This window comes from Pseudomonas sp. NY15356 (assembly GCF_048068175.1).
Classification (GTDB): domain Bacteria; phylum Pseudomonadota; class Gammaproteobacteria; order Pseudomonadales; family Pseudomonadaceae; genus Aquipseudomonas; species Aquipseudomonas putida_K.
The window spans coordinates 1-16859 of the sequence record NZ_JBLUPW010000023.1; the positions used below are offsets into that span (position 1 = coordinate 1).

18 protein-coding genes and 2 pseudogenes are annotated in these 16859 nt (G+C 61.2%); 9 read left to right on the forward strand and 11 right to left on the reverse strand.

Annotated features, from left to right (window positions below):
* Positions 1-93: 93 nt before the first annotated feature.
* A complete protein-coding gene (locus tag ACNFCI_RS17550; protein WP_416768086.1) occupies positions 94-825 on the reverse strand; it encodes a hypothetical protein in 732 nt (243 codons plus the stop codon).
* Positions 826-970: 145 nt separating this feature from the next.
* The gene (locus tag ACNFCI_RS17555) at positions 971-1381 is read right to left on the reverse strand and encodes a helix-turn-helix domain-containing protein (RefSeq protein ID WP_368829052.1); all 411 of its coding nucleotides are present in this window, start codon (positions 1379-1381) and stop codon (positions 971-973) included.
* Positions 1382-2039: 658 nt separating this feature from the next.
* On the opposite strand from ACNFCI_RS17555, the gene ACNFCI_RS17560 reads away from it, so the two are divergent.
* The 7 genes and pseudogenes from ACNFCI_RS17560 (at position 2040) to ACNFCI_RS17590 (ending at position 5615) form a co-directional block, all read left to right on the forward strand.
* The gene (locus ACNFCI_RS17560) at positions 2040-2225 is read left to right on the forward strand and encodes a hypothetical protein (RefSeq protein ID WP_368829053.1); all 186 of its coding nucleotides are present in this window, start codon (positions 2040-2042) and stop codon (positions 2223-2225) included.
* 157 nt (positions 2226-2382) lie between these two features.
* A complete protein-coding gene (locus ACNFCI_RS17565) occupies positions 2383-2646 on the forward strand; it encodes a hypothetical protein (RefSeq protein WP_368829054.1) in 264 nt (87 codons plus the stop codon).
* Between the two features lie 107 nt (positions 2647-2753).
* Positions 2754-2972: a hypothetical protein gene (locus tag ACNFCI_RS17570; RefSeq protein WP_368829055.1), complete on the forward strand. Its 219-nt coding sequence runs from the start codon at positions 2754-2756 to the stop codon at positions 2970-2972.
* Positions 2969-3699: pseudogene (locus ACNFCI_RS17575) on the forward strand (bifunctional DNA primase/helicase); the annotation flags it as partial. The gene ACNFCI_RS17570 and the pseudogene ACNFCI_RS17575, both read left to right, overlap by 4 nt.
* A pseudogene (locus ACNFCI_RS17580) lies at positions 3690-3866 on the forward strand (DUF3079 domain-containing protein); the annotation flags it as partial. The pseudogenes ACNFCI_RS17575 and ACNFCI_RS17580, both read left to right, overlap by 10 nt.
* A 67-nt stretch (positions 3867-3933) precedes the next feature.
* Positions 3934-4137, forward strand: coding sequence for a hypothetical protein (locus tag ACNFCI_RS17585; RefSeq protein ID WP_143515193.1), 204 nt, complete (start codon positions 3934-3936; stop codon positions 4135-4137).
* Between the two features lie 92 nt (positions 4138-4229).
* A complete protein-coding gene (locus ACNFCI_RS17590) occupies positions 4230-5615 on the forward strand; it encodes a flavin-containing monooxygenase (protein ID WP_416768087.1) in 1386 nt (461 codons plus the stop codon).
* Positions 5616-5654: 39 nt separating this feature from the next.
* Here the strand turns inward: ACNFCI_RS17590 and ACNFCI_RS17595 are convergent, their stop codons facing one another.
* Together ACNFCI_RS17595 and ACNFCI_RS17600 are read right to left on the reverse strand one after the other, a co-directional pair.
* Positions 5655-6062, reverse strand: a complete 408-nt coding sequence (locus tag ACNFCI_RS17595; protein WP_084856496.1) for a type II toxin-antitoxin system HicB family antitoxin — start codon at positions 6060-6062, stop codon at positions 5655-5657.
* Positions 6063-6080: 18 nt separating this feature from the next.
* Positions 6081-6272: a type II toxin-antitoxin system HicA family toxin gene (locus ACNFCI_RS17600; protein ID WP_368829056.1), complete on the reverse strand. Its 192-nt coding sequence runs from the start codon at positions 6270-6272 to the stop codon at positions 6081-6083.
* 274 nt (positions 6273-6546) lie between these two features.
* Between ACNFCI_RS17600 and ACNFCI_RS17605 the strand changes: the two genes are divergently transcribed.
* The gene (locus ACNFCI_RS17605) at positions 6547-8211 is read left to right on the forward strand and encodes an FMN-binding glutamate synthase family protein (protein WP_368829057.1); all 1665 of its coding nucleotides are present in this window, start codon (positions 6547-6549) and stop codon (positions 8209-8211) included.
* Between the two features lie 133 nt (positions 8212-8344).
* Here the strand turns inward: ACNFCI_RS17605 and ACNFCI_RS17610 are convergent, their stop codons facing one another.
* The gene (locus ACNFCI_RS17610) at positions 8345-9652 is read right to left on the reverse strand and encodes an OprD family porin (protein WP_224457622.1); all 1308 of its coding nucleotides are present in this window, start codon (positions 9650-9652) and stop codon (positions 8345-8347) included.
* 509 nt (positions 9653-10161) lie between these two features.
* Between ACNFCI_RS17610 and ACNFCI_RS17615 the strand changes: the two genes are divergently transcribed.
* Positions 10162-12249 carry a TonB-dependent receptor gene (locus ACNFCI_RS17615; RefSeq protein WP_368829058.1) on the forward strand — a complete coding sequence of 696 codons (2088 nt, stop codon included), beginning with the start codon at positions 10162-10164 and terminating at the stop codon, positions 12247-12249.
* Positions 12250-12313: 64 nt separating this feature from the next.
* Here the strand turns inward: ACNFCI_RS17615 and ACNFCI_RS17620 are convergent, their stop codons facing one another.
* From ACNFCI_RS17620 to oscA, 6 genes are all read right to left on the reverse strand, one after another.
* Entirely contained in the window at positions 12314-12511 is a 198-nt protein-coding gene (locus tag ACNFCI_RS17620) for a hypothetical protein (protein WP_368829059.1), read from the reverse strand.
* A 164-nt stretch (positions 12512-12675) separates the two neighbouring features.
* On the reverse strand, positions 12676-13665 hold the full coding sequence (locus ACNFCI_RS17625; RefSeq protein ID WP_084856505.1) for a sulfate/molybdate ABC transporter ATP-binding protein: 990 nt from the start codon (positions 13663-13665) through the stop codon (positions 12676-12678).
* 3 nt (positions 13666-13668) lie between these two features.
* A complete protein-coding gene (gene cysW / locus ACNFCI_RS17630; protein WP_084856507.1) occupies positions 13669-14541 on the reverse strand; it encodes a sulfate ABC transporter permease subunit CysW in 873 nt (290 codons plus the stop codon).
* A 14-nt stretch (positions 14542-14555) separates the two neighbouring features.
* The gene (gene cysT, locus ACNFCI_RS17635; RefSeq protein ID WP_084856509.1) at positions 14556-15374 is read right to left on the reverse strand and encodes a sulfate ABC transporter permease subunit CysT; all 819 of its coding nucleotides are present in this window, start codon (positions 15372-15374) and stop codon (positions 14556-14558) included.
* A gap of 100 nt (positions 15375-15474) precedes the next feature.
* A complete protein-coding gene (locus ACNFCI_RS17640; RefSeq protein WP_368829060.1) occupies positions 15475-16482 on the reverse strand; it encodes a sulfate ABC transporter substrate-binding protein in 1008 nt (335 codons plus the stop codon).
* Between the two features lie 47 nt (positions 16483-16529).
* Positions 16530-16712 (reverse strand): sulfur starvation response protein OscA, encoded by a 183-nt coding sequence (gene oscA, locus ACNFCI_RS17645; protein WP_070092048.1) that lies wholly within the window; start codon positions 16710-16712, stop codon positions 16530-16532.
* Between the last annotated feature and the right edge of the window lie 147 nt (positions 16713-16859).

Sequence of the window (16859 nt, forward strand, 5' to 3'; positions counted from 1 at the left end):
CAAATGCCCCATCGAGGTGATGGGAGAGGTCATGCAAAATGCCATGGCAATGCGGCATGATGCTCCGGCTTCAATTCAATAACCGTGTTGCACTCAGCTCCTGCAACCGCCATCTGAGTCATATACTTCCTTTACCCTAAAGTCAGGCAAGGAAACTTGTTCCAGAACGCTCCCCAGCAAAAGACGATGAATATCCTCGGGAATTACAAGCACTACATTCCGATCTTTATAAACAACACCCAAAGTAGTTTTAAAGTCTTTATTTGAAATAAGTCGATCTAGGGTTGTGATTCGGTCATTCAGTCGAGCAGCCTGTTGATCAGTGATCAGGCCATGCGCTTTGGCATAGTCAATAAAATACAGAGAGCGCCAATATCTGTTACCACCCAGTACATCTTGCGTATGCCTATCTTTCTCTACGGCCCCCCACTTAGAGGTACCGACCCCTCCTTGCTCACCCAGATGGCGCAACCCCATCAGCCAAGCCACTCGCCGCTGGTCTTTAATATTGACGCAGTCAATACTAAATGAAAGTTGATCACTCACATTGACGCTTTCAATTCTGCGCCTGAACAACTCATCATCACAAAGAGACGGGTCATTGAGTAGTTTGAGAGCAGCGACGCGGCGATTTCCCTCCTTCACAACATATGTATCAGCAACCCCTCGAACAGGAGTTACAAGCACCTTATCAATGTCACTCTGACCATTCTCCGCCAGACTTCTCATTAAAAGTATTAGCTTTGAACCAAGGTGCTCGACATGCCAATTGAGAATTTCTCTCTGGCCGGTTATTTTGTCGTGACGGGGATTTTCCTCATCCATGAGAATTTTAGATATATGAAGAACTATATTGTTTGACACAATCCTTTACCCCTAATTTAAAAACCAAGATGGCAAAAACGCCTTAGCCATTCATGAAATCAGGGCCACTCACTTAGAGCCCAAATATGTTCCTAGCGGGAACAGATCATGCCAGCCTTTTGCCAGCTTCGACAACGGCCTCCAGCTTCGAGACGCGTTGTTCAAGTGTCATCAGGCGTTTCTTTTCCTCAGCAGCTCGCTGTATTTCTCGCTGGGCGTCCTCGTCCAGTTCTCGCCACAGGGCCAGCAGTACCTGTTCTCTCGGGTTGTCCGCGATAGCCGGTGCAGCCTCGCTCTGCATCTCGCCACGACGCATAGAGCCTTCTCCCGTCAGCAACCAATCAATCGAAATTCCCAGTTGGGCACCAAGCGTTATAAGGGCCTCAGGTCGCGGCTCACGATGTCCACCTGCCCAGTTCTGCAAGGAACTGTAGGGAATCCCTGTCTTATCAGCCGCCTGCTTGAGGGTTAGCCCCAGCTTTTCGATTGCCTCGCGTATTCGCCCATCTATTCCCATTTGGGAGCACACCTCTTTGGTATATCCCACTTGGGAATGCGTCGCATTGGGAACATATTAGCCAGACGAGGCACACCATTCCACGGACAAACGACAGATTCACGCACGCCTTATCGAACAGGGCACCAGCTTTCGCCAGTTTGCCCTGACAAAGGGCTACGCCCCCGCACCGTCACCCAGACCGTAGCGCGCTAGGCTGGCTCCGACACCCTGCCCAATGGCCGCATCGGCTTCTCGATCATGCGCGACCTGTCCCAGAAGATCTGGCACTGAGCTCATCCCGGTCTGCTCGCCCCCCCTTCGCCAAGGCCTGCTGACCGTACGGGCCAGCCCTACCGTGAGAAACGAGAAGATTAAGCGCCCCATTCTAACAAGCCGCCGCAAGGTCATGAGCGCACTGATCAACGCCTACCCCGGTGGCCGTGAATGTGCCGCCACGCAGTTGAGGCCTGGAGCTGAAGAAGTTCGACAACTAGGCCTACGGGAGTAATGGCCACCGCCCTCTGGCCGACGAGCAGATTTACCTGCTGGAGCAGGTCACCGGCACTAGCCGGCTGCCGGACTACATCTGCCGCCTGTACGGCGGGGTATTCCTCCCCAACCCGTATATACCGAGCTGGACAACCTCGCCCTGTACGCCCGTGCACTGGCCACCGACGTGGCCGAAGGCAAAGTCAACCAGATCATCGCCCACGCCCTGCGCGATGGCCGGCTGGACGAGGCCGAGCTAGCCGAAATCGTCGCGGCCCACCGTGACCACATCGCCGCACGGCATGCCGAGGTCGGCGCCGTGATCACCCTGCACCGTCAGCAAGGAGAACGCCATGGCACTCACGAAGTTTGAACACGGCGTTCTGTACGTAGCAGCAAGGTAATCAGGCTCCATGACGAGCCCCAAGTTACCGCAGATGTGCTCAAACAAGCCGACCTTGACCAAGTTAATGCAGTGCCTTGGACGATTATGACAAGGAATCGCTGCGAGAAGTGAACAAGACACCTGCATGACGACATGCCTGTTCGACTGCGCCGTCAACCACCTGGTCAACGTGTGGGGCGTGCCGGTCTTTTTGGCCGACCGCCTCGTCCACCAGGCCATGACCGAGCGCATGCCCAAGGGCTCCCGCTGGATCGGCATAGACCTGGCCAGCGGCCCGGATACCTGCATTCTGCGCGACCACCGCGTCGGCAAAAGCGGCTGGTGCCGGTGCGCTATCTGCCGTACCACCTCCAAGCGCAATTCCTGGGCCGGCTCAGTGCGCAACTGATCGCCCTGCCCGCCCATTAATCCCCAGGCCCACTCCCATGGTTTTGGGGAAGTTGCACCCGCAATTCGAGGACGCGCCATGCAACCGCCGTTGCGATCCAGCTGGATATGCCCAAGCCCGTGGCCGAGGCACTCCTCAGCAGCCTGCTCGCCGAGCTACGCCGCGGCATGACCGAGCACTGGTACGACGACCGTTACCGCACCGTGCCGGAGAATCTGCGCAGCCGCCGCATCCTCGACGACTACCCGGCGCTTGCCGGCCACAAACGCACCATCGGAGCGCTAATGGCCGCCCTGGCCGCGCGGCTACGTAAGGCAGTTCCATGACGATACAAGAGAAACTTAGGGGCGAGGTTCTCCGCCGGATCGAGTCCGACTTCGGCCTCAGCACATGCCCGGCATCAACTACATGCACAAGGACAAATGCCCCGCGCACAAGTGCGGCAAAAACACCTTGTACACCTTCCACGAGTCGCCCTGGATGCTGATCTGCGGCCGGCCGAAAGCGTGCAACCACCGCGTCCACGTCAAGGACCTCTACGGCGACCTGTTCAACGACTGGAGCGAGCAGGCACCGGCGACCGCCAAAGAGCCTACCGCCACCGCCCGCGCCTACCTGCAGTTTGCCCGGGGCTTTCGCCTTGAGCTCATCGACTGCTGATTCATTCAAGAGAACTACTGGAGCCGCGACATCAACGTCGGCAGTGCCACCGTCCGCTTCCCCCTGAACAAGGGCGGCTATTGAGAACGCCTGATCTACCGCCCCGAGCGCTTCGGCAAGCAGAAGGCCCGCTTCAAGCCCGGTGAGAGCTATAAGGGCGTCTGATGGTGCCCGCCGTCGCTCAACCAGGTGGAGGTCGACGAGCTGTTCATCGTAGGGTGCATCTTCGACGCCATCTCCCTGCTGCACCACGACACCCCTGCCGTCTCCATGATGAGCAGCGCTCCTTTCCCCAAGGAATCGCTCCGCTCCCTCAAGAATGCCTGCCAGGACGCGGATAGGCGCCTACCTCGCCTGGTCAGGGCGCTGGACAACGAGCCGGTTGCCAAGGCTGCGACCTGTACTGCCCGGCCAAGGCACTGGCCTGTGGCAACGGTTCGGAGCGGACCCAACACCCGGTGGAGTTGTTCGGTGAAGACTGGAACCACGAGGTTACAGCGTCTGAATCAGAGGCAAGCGAGGTACCGTCCTTCTCTTGCGCGAACAATGACAAACCTTGAAATGCTTTCCTTCGATGCGTTATAGCTAAAAAGGCATCCATAAAGAAAAGAGGCATTACAAGCCCCCATGTACGAGATCACACGTATCTATCGGTCCCATGGCCCGCTTGCCGGTTTGCTCGGCAAGGCCACCGGGCCCTTCCCTGCCGTTGTCCGCTCCACCCTCGGCTGTTCTCCACTTTCGACATTGTTCCACACCCTGTCGATCCCGCCTCGGGACATGCTGCTGGCGCACAAGCGCAAGCGCCCCGTGCCTCCGCCTGCCTGCTGACACCTGAAGCCTTCGCCCATCCACAGCCCTAGGCCCATGCCATTCGGGGTTGGGGAGGTCTTGCCTTTGATTTGTGTTAACAGGACATCTTCATGACTATTCGTGTCGCCATCATCGGCGCCGGCCCGTCTGGCCTGGCGCAACTGCGTGCTTTCCAATCCGCCCATGCCCAGGGCGCACCCATGCCCGAGATCGTCTGCTTCGAGAAGCAGGCCGACTGGGGTGGCATGTGGAACTACACCTGGCGTACTGGCCTGGACGAGCACGGCGAGCCGGTTCACGGCAGCATGTATCGCTACCTCTGGTCGAACGGGCCGAAGGAATGCCTGGAGTTCGCCGACTACAGCTTCGATGAGCATTTCGGCCGGCCCATTTCCTCGTACCCCCCCCGCGAGGTGCTGTGGGATTACATCCAGGGTCGGGTGAAAAAAGCCGATGTGCGCCAGTACATCCGCTTCAACACCGTGGTCAAGGCGGTGCGCTTCGACGCCGAGCGCCGCACCTTCACCGTTACGGCCCACGACTATGCCGCAGGCCAGGGCATCGAGCAGGCGTTCGACTACGTGGTGGTGGCCAGCGGGCATTTCTCGACGCCGAATGTACCGTCGTTCCCGGGCTTCGAGCGGTTCTCGGGGCGCATCCTGCATGCTCACGATTTCCGCGATGCGTTGGAGTTCGCCGGTAAGGATGTGCTGATCGTCGGCAGCAGCTATTCGGCCGAGGACATCGGCTCGCAGTGCTACAAGTACGGCGCTCGCTCGATCACCAGCGCCTACCGCACGCAGCCCATGGGCTACCAATGGCCCAAAGGCTGGGAGGAGCGGCCGCAACTGCAACGCGTCGAGGGTGATGTGGCGTATTTCGCCGATGGCTCCAGCAAGCGGGTGGATGCGATCATCCTGTGCACCGGCTACCAGCACCACTTCCCATTCCTGCCCGACGAGCTGACCCTGCGCACCAACAATCGCCTGTGGCCGCTGGGCCTGTACCAGGGCGTGGTGTGGGAGGCCAACCCGCAGTTGATGTACCTGGGCATGCAGGACCTGTGGTACAGCTTCAACCTGTTCGACGCCCAGGCCTGGTTCGCCCGCGACGTGATGCTCGGCCGCATCCGCCTGCCCGACCACGCCACCATGCAGGCCGACAGCGCCCGCTGGCGCGCCGAGGAGGAGGCCTTAGAAAGCACTGCGTCGATGTATGAATTCCAGGGCCGGTATATCCAGCACCTGATCAGCCAGACCGACTACCCAAGCTCCGATATCGATGCAGTCAACCGCATCTTCCTCAAATGGAAGAACGACAAGAAGCACGACATCATGGGTTACCGCGACCGCTCCTACCGCTCGGTGATGACCGGCACCGCCGCCGTGCCCCATCACACGCGCTGGCTGCAGGCGCTGGACGACTCGCTGGAGGAATACCTGCGCGAGACTGCCGAGCCGGGTGACGTCCGCGCCCTGAGGTCGGACAAGGGCTGAATCCGACTCGGCTGCTGCAGGGCAACGAGGTGCCGCGCCTCACTGCCCCTGCAGCACCTTGAGCGCAGCCTCGGCCAGGAACCCCGAACGGCTTTTCTGTTCGGGGTGGTTCTTCACGTAGGCATCGATCCGGTTCAGCAGATAGGCCGGCAAGGTGATATTGAGTTTTTCCGCCTTGCCCAGGTAACGGGTGATATCGATGTCGACCAGTGCCCAGGTACAACCGGCAAAGGCTGGGTTGGCCGCGTGCACGGTGACCTTGCTGGCCTTGGGGATTTCCCGTTCATCCTGCGCGAGCAGTTCCAGGTGCCCCTCGATGGCCTCGCGGGCCATGGCCATGGCGTCGTCCAGATCCTCGCCTGCCGAGAAGCAACCCGGTATATCCGGTACCTCGACGCCCCAGGCATGGCTGTCGTCGCCGTGGAAGATCGCAATAGGGAAAAGCATGTGCGTATAACTCCTGGTTCAGCTGGCGTACTTGATCTGTGCTTGGCGCAGCACGCTGGCGATCGTGGCCGGCAGTAGGTCCTTCTTGGGATGAGGAATCGTCACCAAGCCTTTCTTGCAGGAATGCTTGAAGTGATGGTGGCTCCCCCGGCTTCGCACCAGGTACCAACCGTCGGCTTCTATGAGTGAAATCAATTCGCGGCTGTTCACGACCTTTCCTTGGCCAGCCGAACGGTGGTTATTATAACCACCGATACGGAGTTATCAACACCATACCCACCATGAAGGGGGCTGCTCCAAGGAGCAAGTATGCCGAGCGCTTTGGCTCCATGGCCGAAAGAAGTGATGCACGACCTTGCCGTCGACCTGGCATCTCCGGCGCTCTGCTTCACGGGTCAGGTAACAGTCTTTTACCGAAACCCCTGGTTTTCCCCGCGCGGCCTTTGCCTATCCTAGGTCGGGTCATCCCGTCAGCGATGGACCCATGAAACACGCATTCTCCGCCCGCTACGCTTGCCTGGCCGCCTGCCTGCTGTTCACCTTCGCCAGCCTTCCATTCCTCGCCCAGCACGCCTGGATCTGGCCGTTCACGCTGGTAACGGCGCTGCTCAGCCTGGTCGGCCTCAACGACCTGCGTCAGAGCCACCACGCGGTGCGGCGCAACTACCCGATCCTGGGCAATATCCGCTACCTGATCGAGACCATCCGCCCGGAAATCCGCCAGTACCTGATCGAAGGCGACGACGACAAGTTGCCCTTCTCTCGGTCACAACGTTCGCTGGTGTATGCCCGGGCCAAGAACGAAAGCGCGGAAAAGGCCTTCGGTACGCTCAACGATGCCTACAAGCCTGGCTTCGAGTTCATCAGCCATTCGATGCTGCCGGTGGCAACCCTGGACCCAGCCTCGTTTCGCATCGCCATCGGCGGCCCGCAGTGCCGGCTGCCTTATTCGGCGTCGATCTTCAACATCTCGGCCATGAGCTTCGGGGCCCTGAGCGCCAATGCCATCGGGGCCTTGAACAAAGGCGCACGCCTGGGCCGATTCGCCCATGACACCGGTGAGGGCAGCATCAGCCCCTATCACCGGGCGCACGGTGGCGACCTGATCTGGGAGATCGGCAGCGGCTACTTCGGCTGTCGTACCGAAGAGGGCCGCTTCGACCCGGCGCGCTTCGCCGAGCAGGCACGCGACCCGCAGGTGAAGATGATCGAGATCAAGCTCAGCCAAGGTGCCAAGCCGGGCCATGGCGGCATTCTGCCGGGGCACAAGGTCAGCCCGGAGATTGCCGCCACCCGGGGCGTTCGAGTCGGCGAGAACTGTATTTCGCCTGCCGCCCACAGCGCCTTCCGCACGCCGGTGGAGCTGTTGCAGTTCATCGGTCGCCTGCGCGAACTGTCCGGCGGCAAGCCCGTGGGCTTCAAGTTCTGTCTGGGCCACCCCTGGGAGTTCATGGGGATCGCCAAGGCCATGCTGGCCACCGGCATCACCCCGGACTTCATCGTCGTCGATGGCAAGGAAGGTGGCACGGGCGCAGCGCCCAGGGAGTTCAGCGACAACATGGGCGTGCCGATGCGCGAAGGGCTGATGTTCGTGCACAACACCCTGGTGGGCCTGAACCTGCGTGATCGCATTCGCATCGGCGCGGCGGGCAAGATCGTCAGCGCCTTCGACATCGCCAGCGTGCTGGCCATCGGCGCGGACTGGGTCAATTCTGCCCGCGGCTTCATGTTCGCCATCGGCTGCATCCAGTCGCAGAGCTGCCACACCAACAAGTGCCCCACCGGGGTCGCCACCCAGGACCCGCTGCGCCAGCGCGCGCTGGTGGTGCCGGAGAAGGCCGAGCGGGTGGCCAGCTTTCATCGCAACACCTTGCATGCCCTGGCCGAGATGCTTGCGGCGGCGGGCCTCGAGCACCCGTCGGAGCTCAAGCCCAATCACCTGGCGCGGCGTATCAGCCCTAGCCAGATCAGCCTGTTTTCCGAGCTGCATCAGTTTCTCAAACCGGGCGAGTTGCTCAGTGACTCGATCGAGAGCGAGTTCTATGGGCGGATGTGGCGGATGGCGCGTAGTGACAGTTTTGCACCGCAAGCGGGAGAAGCGGCGCCGATAGCGGCTATGACACGCCGTGAGGAAACGACTCCCGCATAAGGGCCGCTGCGCGCCCCAATCGCGGGACAAGCCCGCTCCCAAAAAAACTGCGCAAGCGCTTAGGTTCCTGTGGGATTAGAAACTCAAAAAGAAAAGCCCCGGACGAGCCGGGGCTTTCGAGACACGCTCAGGATCAGAAGATGCTGATCGGGTACTCGACGAATACGCGGACTTCGTTGCCGTCGTCGTTGTAGCCGTTCTGGCGAACTGCGGTATTGGTGCGTACGAAGGAGCTACGCAGCTTGACCGACAGGTCCTTGGCCGGGCCTTCCTGGACGACGTAGCGGATCTGGTTGAAGATCTCGCGTTCCTTGCCCTCGCCGAAGCCCTGCGGGTTGGCCGCGTTGCGGGTGTTGATGTTGTCACCCACTACATAGGCGACCTTGTAGGTCAGGCCTGGAATACCGAAGGCACCGAAGTCCAGGCCGTAGCCCAACTGCCAGGAGCGTTCGTCCTCGGCGTTGAAGTCGGACCAGTAGGAGTTGGCCAGGTAGATGGTCGAACCACCGTCACCCACGCCACCACGGTTCTGGTACCAGCCGTAGTTGTAGCCAGTGTCACCGGTGCTGCGCTGGTGCGCCAGGGTGATCGAGTGCGGGCCGAAGGCGTAGGTGGCAGCGAGGCTCCAGATGGTGTTGGAGTCGCCGTTCAGGCCGGCGGCACGTACGTATTTGTTGTCGATGTCCGACTTGTAGCCGTTGAAGTCCAGGGTCAGGGACTGGTCGGCCGCGATCGGGAAGACGTAGTTCAGGCCCAGGTAGTGCTTCTTCATCACATCTTCGTTGTCGGCGGTGTACAGCGCCGCGGTGAAGTTGTCGGTGAACTTGTAGCTACCGCCGAACACGTTGATCGACTTCAGGCCACCGCTGTCACGGCCCTCGGCGCTCTTGCGCGCCTCCTGGGTGAAGCGACCGGCGTTCAGCTCCAGGCCCTTGATCTCCTTGGAAGTGATCAGGGTGCCGGTGAAGCTCTCTGGCAGCAGGCGGGCGTCGTCGTATTGCAGCACGGGCAGGGCCGGCATCTGGTCACCGTACTTGAGCACGGTGTTGGAAACACGGAACTTCACTGCCGCGCCGCCACGGGCGAGGTTGTGCGGGGAGTTGGTCGGTGCGGTGTCGCTCGGCTTGAAGAAGTCGACGCCAGCGCCACCATTGTGGCCCTTGCCGCCGTCCAGGCGGATGGCGTACAGGCCGAAGGCATCGACGCCCACGCCCACGGTGCCCTGGGTGAAGCCGGAGTTGAAGGTGCCGATGAAGGCCTGGCCCCACTCGATCTGGTCGTCGGTGCCATGCTTCTTGTCGCGATTGATGTAAGCGTTGCGCAGAAGGACGTTGGCGTGGCTGTCCTCGATGAAGCCCTTGCTTTCGGCCTGCTCGTTGGCCTGGGCCTGGGTCGCGGCGATCATCGCCAGTGCGACCAGGCTGATCCTGGTTTTCAACATCTTGTTTTCCTTATTTCTTAATCAAAAACGCTCTGCAATTTGACGCCAGGAACCAACGCCCCTTCGTAGGTTCGACGCTATGCGGATCCAAACTGAAAGGCCCGCCATGGTCGGGAGCGGGCCTTGTCCAGCAGCATGGCCAAGTCATGGCCAGCAGGCGTTGAACGAATCCTATCTGCCCCTGCTTCGGAATGTCAAAAAATCGTGAAATACAATTTGTTATAACGAAATTCCTGTCTTCATCAGAGCATTTCCAGACAGATCCAAGCGGCTTTAGGAATTTTCCTCTATCGATGAAGGCGCGACGATGCAAGCTATTTCGCACATGGCAAATTTGCTCCAGGCCGCCTTCCCAAAGTAGGTAATGGCGCCCTCAGGCATCGACACGGGCATTTTTTACAAAATGAAACACATGTAAAGACATATCCTGACAAATATCTGGGCAATTGCTAATAACTCGCATTAACATCCGCACCCTTTTTTCATTTACCTTGTTCGCGGATGTACCCATGTTCGTTCCTTGTCACCTTTCACGCCTGACCCTGGGCTTGTCGCTGATCTGCGGCGCAGGCCTGGCCAGCGCCGCTACCACTGTCCTGCCGGAACTGTCGGTCACCGCCGACCGCGAGCGGGAAGAGGACAACCCGCAGGTTCGCGAAGTCAGCACCGCCACGCGCACCTCGACCCCGGTACGCGACGTGCCCCAGGCCATCGACACGGTGAAGACCCGCAACAGCCTGGACTACGGCCACGACAGCCTGGGCAAGGCGCTCGAAGGTATTCCCAACGTCAGCAGCGGCGCCGACACCCGCTTCGACAGCCTGCGCATCCGCGGCTTCGACGCCAGCAATGACTTCTACCTGGACGGTGTGCGCGACGACAGCCAGTACGTGCGCGACCTGCATAACATCGAACGGGTCGAGGTGCTCAAGGGTCCCGCCGCGGTGCTCTATGGCCGCGGCAGCCAGGGCGGTATCGTCAACCGGGTGAGCAAGGCGCCGGAGCATGGCCGCCGCTCGAGCATCGAAGCCCAAGGCGGCAGCCAAGACCTGCGCAGCCTGTATGCCGACCTCAGCGCCGACCCGACCGATACCCTCAGCCTGCGCCTGAACCTGGGCAACCAGGACAACAACAGTTTCCGCGACGGCATCGACGGCAGCCGCCAATTGTTCGCACCGTCCATGAGCTGGCAGCTGACGCCCGAGCTGAACTGGCTGGTGCAATACGAGTACAGCCGCTACAACCGCACGCCCGACCGAGGCATCCCCGGCAACCCATTGACCGGCCGGCCCGCCGATGTCAGCCGCCACACCACCTATGGCGATACCCAGCGCGATTACATCGACGACCGTGCGCAGACGCTGCGCTCGCGCCTGAACTACGCACTCAGCGATCAGTGGCAACTGCGCCACACGCTGAGCCTGTTCACTCTGGAAAGCGACTTCGACAACACCTACCAGACCGCCTACAACCCCAGCACCGGCCTGGTCAGCCGCCAGCGCTGGCAGCAGGACCTGAGCACCCGCAACCTGTTCAACACCGTAGAGCTGGAAGGCCACGTGCACACCTACGGGCTCGAACACACGTTGCTGGTAGGCCTGGAAGTGGGCGAGCAGCGGCGCAATTCGCTGCTGCATTCGGGCGTCGGCGTTCCCGCGGTGCCGTTGTCCGGCGCTACCGGCGGGCACCAGCACAGCGGTGCGATGAAGGTTTTCAGCGATAACCATACCGATGTGCAAAGCGCCGGCCTGTACCTGCAGGACCAGGTCCGCCTGAACGACCAATGGCAACTGCTCGCCGGCGTGCGCTTCGACCGCTTCGAAGTCGAAACCACCAGCAAGCTGAAGAACCTCACCGAGAAGCAGGAAAGTACCAGCACCAGCCCTCGCCTGGGCGTGGTCTATTCGCCCTGGCGCGACCACTCCTTCTATGCCTCCTGGAGCAAGACCTTCTCACCGGTCGGCGGCGGCCTGATCGGCATCACGCCCGGTGCGCCCGGCAACAGCAACGATGCGGGCCCAGAGCTGACCCGGCAGAAGGAGATCGGAGTCAAGAGCGACTGGTTCGATGAACGCCTGAGCACCACCCTGGCCCTCTATGAACTGGAGCTGTACAACCGCCGCACCCGCGACCCGAACAACCCGGACCTTATCCAGCTCAGCGGCCTGCAACGCTCGCGCGGCATCGAGCTGACTGCCATGGGCAACCTGGTCGGCAACTGGTATGTGCGCGGTGGCATCGGCTTGCAGGATGCGACCATCGTCAAGGACAACAACGGCCAGCAAGGCAATCGCATCAATGATGTGGCCAAACGCAACGGTAGCCTGTTCGTCACCTGGAAGCCCGAGCTTGGCTGGTACGCTGAGACCGGCCTGACACTGGTGGGCGAGCGCTATGCCGACACCCAGAACACCGTCATGATGCCGGGGTATGGCCGCTGGGATGCCCTGGCCGGCTATCGGACCCGTGATTGGGATGTGCGGGCGGCCTTGAGCAACATCACCGACAAGACCTACTACAGTTCGGCGACCAGTGCCGGGCAGATCCAGTTCGGTGATCCGCGCAGCCTGGTGGTGACGGGGACCTACACGTTCTGATGAGGGGCTTTGGGGGCGCTGTGCGCCCCATCGCGGGGCAAGCCCGCTCCCACAATGGGGGTGATCAATGCCAAACCGCGATCAACGCCTCGAGCTCGGCATCGCTGAGCAGCCCGTGCGGGTATCGCCCATCCAGCAGCCGAATCGGGTCGGTCGCTGCGGCCTGGGTGTTTCCCTGCTGCCTCAACCATTGCGCCAGGCGCCGGAACGACTCAGGATCCATCGCCGAACGGGAAATAGACGACTCGCTTGCTGCATTCATGTCCACACGCTCTCCTGGGGCCTCTGAGCGCCTAACGTACTGGCCTTTTGTTACAGAAAGGCATCGCCTTATCCCTTTGAAACCCATGAAAAAAACGAAATAAAAAAGGGCCACCCCCTGCCAAGGAAAGTGGCCCTGAAACGCTTGCTGCAATCAGTCGCGGCTTAGATATTCGGCATCTTCTGCCAGACCTTCGGGCGGAAGAACAACGTCTCCCCGCGCGCCAGCCCGGTCAGGCTGTCGTGGTCCTTCACCACCTCGGCTTCGATCAACTCGCTCTGCCCCGGCACCTTCAAGGTGACACGCGTGGTCGCACCCAACGGCCGGATGTCGCGCACCTCGGCGGCCTGGTGGCCTTCGGTCTCATGCCGCGACAGCGACACCTCATGGGGGCGGAACAGCACATGCTGGCCTTCGCTCAGGCTCAGCCGGTTGGAATCACCCAGGAAGTGGTAGACGAAATCGTTGGCCGGGTTTTCGTACACCTCGCCCGGCGAGCCGATCTGCTCGATCACGCCCTTGTTCATCACCACGATGCGGTCGGCCACTTCCATGGCCTCTTCCTGGTCGTGGGTCACGAACACCGAGGTCAGGTTGATGTCTTCGTGCAGGCGCGCCAGCCAACGGCGCAACTCCTTGCGCACCTTGGCATCGAGGGCACCGAACGGCTCGTCGAGCAGTAGCACCTTGGGCTCCACCGCCAGAGCGCGGGCCAGGGCGATACGCTGGCGCTGGCCGCCGGAAAGCTGCTCGGGGTAGCGGTCGGCGAGCCAGTCGAGCTGGACCATGTTCAACAGTTCATGGACCTTCTCGGCGATGCGGCTTTCGCTCGGGCGCTCGCCCTTAGGCTTCATGCGCAGGCCGAAGGCAACGTTGTCGAACACGCTCATGTGGCGGAACAGGGCGTAGTGCTGGAACACAAAACCGACATTGCGATCACGCACATCGTGGCCGGAGACATCCTCGCCATGGAACACGATGCTGCCCTGGTCGGGCGTCTCGAGGCCGGCGATGATCCGCAGCAGGGTGGTCTTGCCGCAGCCCGAAGGGCCGAGCAGGGCCACCAGCTCGCCGCTGTTGATATCCAGGTTGATGTTGTCCAGGGCCTGGAAGGCGTTGAAGCGCTTGCTGACGTTACGAACTTCGATCGACATGAATTATTCCTCCGCTGCGCCGTGGCGCAGGCGGTTAATACGGTTCTCGCTCCACTGCTTGAGCAGCAGGATGAAGAGCGCCAGGATCAGCAGCAGGCTGGCCACGCTGAAGGCCGCGACATGGTTGTACTCGTTGTAGAGGATCTCCACGTGCAGCGGCAGGGTGTTGGTGACACCGCGGATATGGCCGGACACCACCGACACCGCGCCGAACTCGCCCATCGCCCGCGCCGTGCACAGCACCACGCCATAGATCAGGCCCCACTTGATGTTCGGCAGGGTCACATGCCAGAACATCTGCCAGCCATTGGCGCCCAACAGGCGCGCGGCCTCTTCTTCCTGGGTGCCCTGCTCCTGCATCAGCGGGATCAGCTCGCGGGCGACGAAGGGAACGGTGACGAAGATGGTCGCCAGGACGATGCCCGGCAAGGCGAAGACGATCTGGATATCGTGGTCCTGCAGCCACGGCCCGAATAGGCCCTGGGCGCCGAACATCAGGACGTATACCAGGCCCGCGATCACCGGCGAGACCGAGAATGGCAGGTCGATCAGGGTGACCAGTAGGCTCTTGCCCCGGAAGTTGTACTTGCTCACGCACCATGCGGCGCTGACGCCGAACACCAGGTTCAGCGGCACCGAGATGGCCACGGCGAGCAAGGTCAGCTTCAGGGCCGAAAGCGCGTCAGGCTCGAAGATCGCCTCGAAGAAGGTACCGAAGCCGTTCTTCAACGCCTGGGACACCACGATGAACAGCGGCAGCAGCAGGAACAGCACGAACACCAGCCAGGCCAGGCCGATCAATACGCGGCGCGAGGTGGCGCTGCCCCTGCGGGCAGCGTTGGCCGCAGCGGCGGCGCCAAGGGATGAACTGGACATCTACCGGGCCTCCTTCATGGGGTTTCGATACGGCGCTGCAGCAGGTTGATCAGCAGCAGCAGGATGAAGGAAACCACCAGCATCAGCACGCCGATGGCGGTGGCGCCGGTGTAGTCGTACTGGTCCAGCTTGACCATGATCAACAGCGGCAGGATCTCGGTCTTCATCGGCATGTTGCCGGCAATGAAGATTACCGAGCCGTACTCGCCCACGCCACGGGCAAACGCCAGGGCGAAGCCAGTCAGCCAGGCGGGCAGCAGCGCCGGCGCCAGCACATGGCGGAACACCTGCAACGGCTTGGCGCCCAGGCAGGCGGCAGCCTCTTCGACTTCCCGCGGGATATCGGCCAAAACCGGCTGTACCGTGCGCACCACGAACGGCAGGGTGACGAAGGTCAGCGCGAGGGTGATGCCCAGCGGGGTGTAGGCGATCTTGAAGCCCAGGTCGGTGGCGAACTGCCCCACCCAGCCGGCCGGTGCGTACAGCGCCGTCAGGGCGATACCCGCCACCGCCGTGGGCAGGGCGAACGGCAGGTCGATCATCGCGTCGATGACCTTGCGCCCCGGAAATTCATAACGTACCAGCACCCAGGCCAGCAGGGTGCCGATCACACCGTTGATGAGGGCAGCGAACAGCGCAGTGCCGAAGCTCAGTTTCAACGCAGCGAGTACCCGTGGCGCGCTGACCACGGCCCAGAACTGATCCCAGGTCAGCTGTGCGGCATGCACGAACATGGCAGCCAGCGGTATGAGCACAATCAGGCTGAGGTACACCAAGGTGTAGCCCAGCGTCAGCCCGAAGCCGGGTATGACGGGGGAAATACGACGTGACATAAAGGTCCCTGGTTGAACGCACGAAGCCCGGGATCAACCCCGGGCCGGTGCAAGCTTCTGAATCCTGGGGCCGCAAAGCGGCCCCGCGTTTCCTTGGCGATCACTGTGCCTGATAGATCTGGTCGAACACACCGCCATCATTGAAGAACTTCGGCTGTGCAGTCTTCCAGCCCCCGAAGTCCTTGTCGATGGTCACCAGCTCCAATTTCGGGAATTGCTTGCCGAACTCCGCTGCGACCTTCTCGTCACGTGGGCGGTAGAAATTCTGCGCAGCGATCGTCTGCCCAGCCGGGCTGTACAGGTGCTTGAGGTATTCAGTGGCGATCGCTGTGTTGCCCTTCTTCTCGGCGTTCTTGTCCACCACCGCCACCGGCGGTTCGGCGAGGATCGACAGGGACGGCACGACGATCTCGAATTTGTCGCTGCCGCCGTCTTCCTTCAATGCCAGGAATGCCTCGTTCTCCCAGGCCAGCAGCACATCGCCCTGGCCGTTGTTGACGAAGGTGATGGTCGAGCCCCGAGCGCCTGTATCGAGCACCGGCACATGCTTGAACAGCGCCTGCACGTATTCCTTGGCCTTGTCCTCGCTACCGCCGGTCTTCAGGCCATAGGCCCAGGCCGCCAGGAAATTCCAGCGGGCACCGCCGGAGGTCTTGGGGTTGGGGGTGATGACGGAGACATCCGGCTTGATCAGGTCGCCCCAGTCCTTGATGCCCTTGGGGTTGCCCTTGCGCACCAGGAACACGATGGTCGAGGTGTAGGGCGTGCTTGCCTCCGGCAGGCGGCTTTGCCAGTCGGCGGGCAGGCTCTTGCCGAGCTTGGCCACTTCGTCGATGTCACCCGCCAGGGCCAGGGTCACCACGTCGGCGCGCAGGCCATCGATCACGGCCCGCGCCTGCTTGCCCGAGCCGCCGTGGGATTGCTGGATCTTCACCCTGTCGTCTGGGTGCGTGGTCTGCCAGTGCTTGATGAATTCGGCGTTGTACTGCTGGTACAGCTCACGGGTCGGGTCGTAGGACACGTTCAACAGTTCGTAGTCCTTGGCGATCGCGGAACCGGCAAAAACGGCACTGGCCAGGGCGGCAAGCGCATAACGGCGGATGGACATGGTGAAGCTCCCGATTGGCATTTTTCTAGTTTGTAGGTGATGCGCGGTCAGCCGGACTTGTTGCCGGGCTGCTGCAGGCGGAACTTCTCCTTGCGCTCGATCTGCACGACCTGGGCGTTGTGCACGGTGATCTCTACCGCGCCGAAACGCAGGTCACGCAGGGCGCTCTGGATCTCACGCAGAATGGTGGCTTCGTCCTGGCCGTCGATGCTACGCACAGATGCACTCATGCTCGTTCTCCTTGTCAATGAAGTGCCGGGCAGAGGAAGGGGATTGCGCCTGGCTTGAGGGCAATCTTAGAGAGCGGCTTTTATTCTGAAAAATACTGTTTAAGAATTTTTATATAACCATTTTCGAAGATCCTTTTGTAGGAGCGG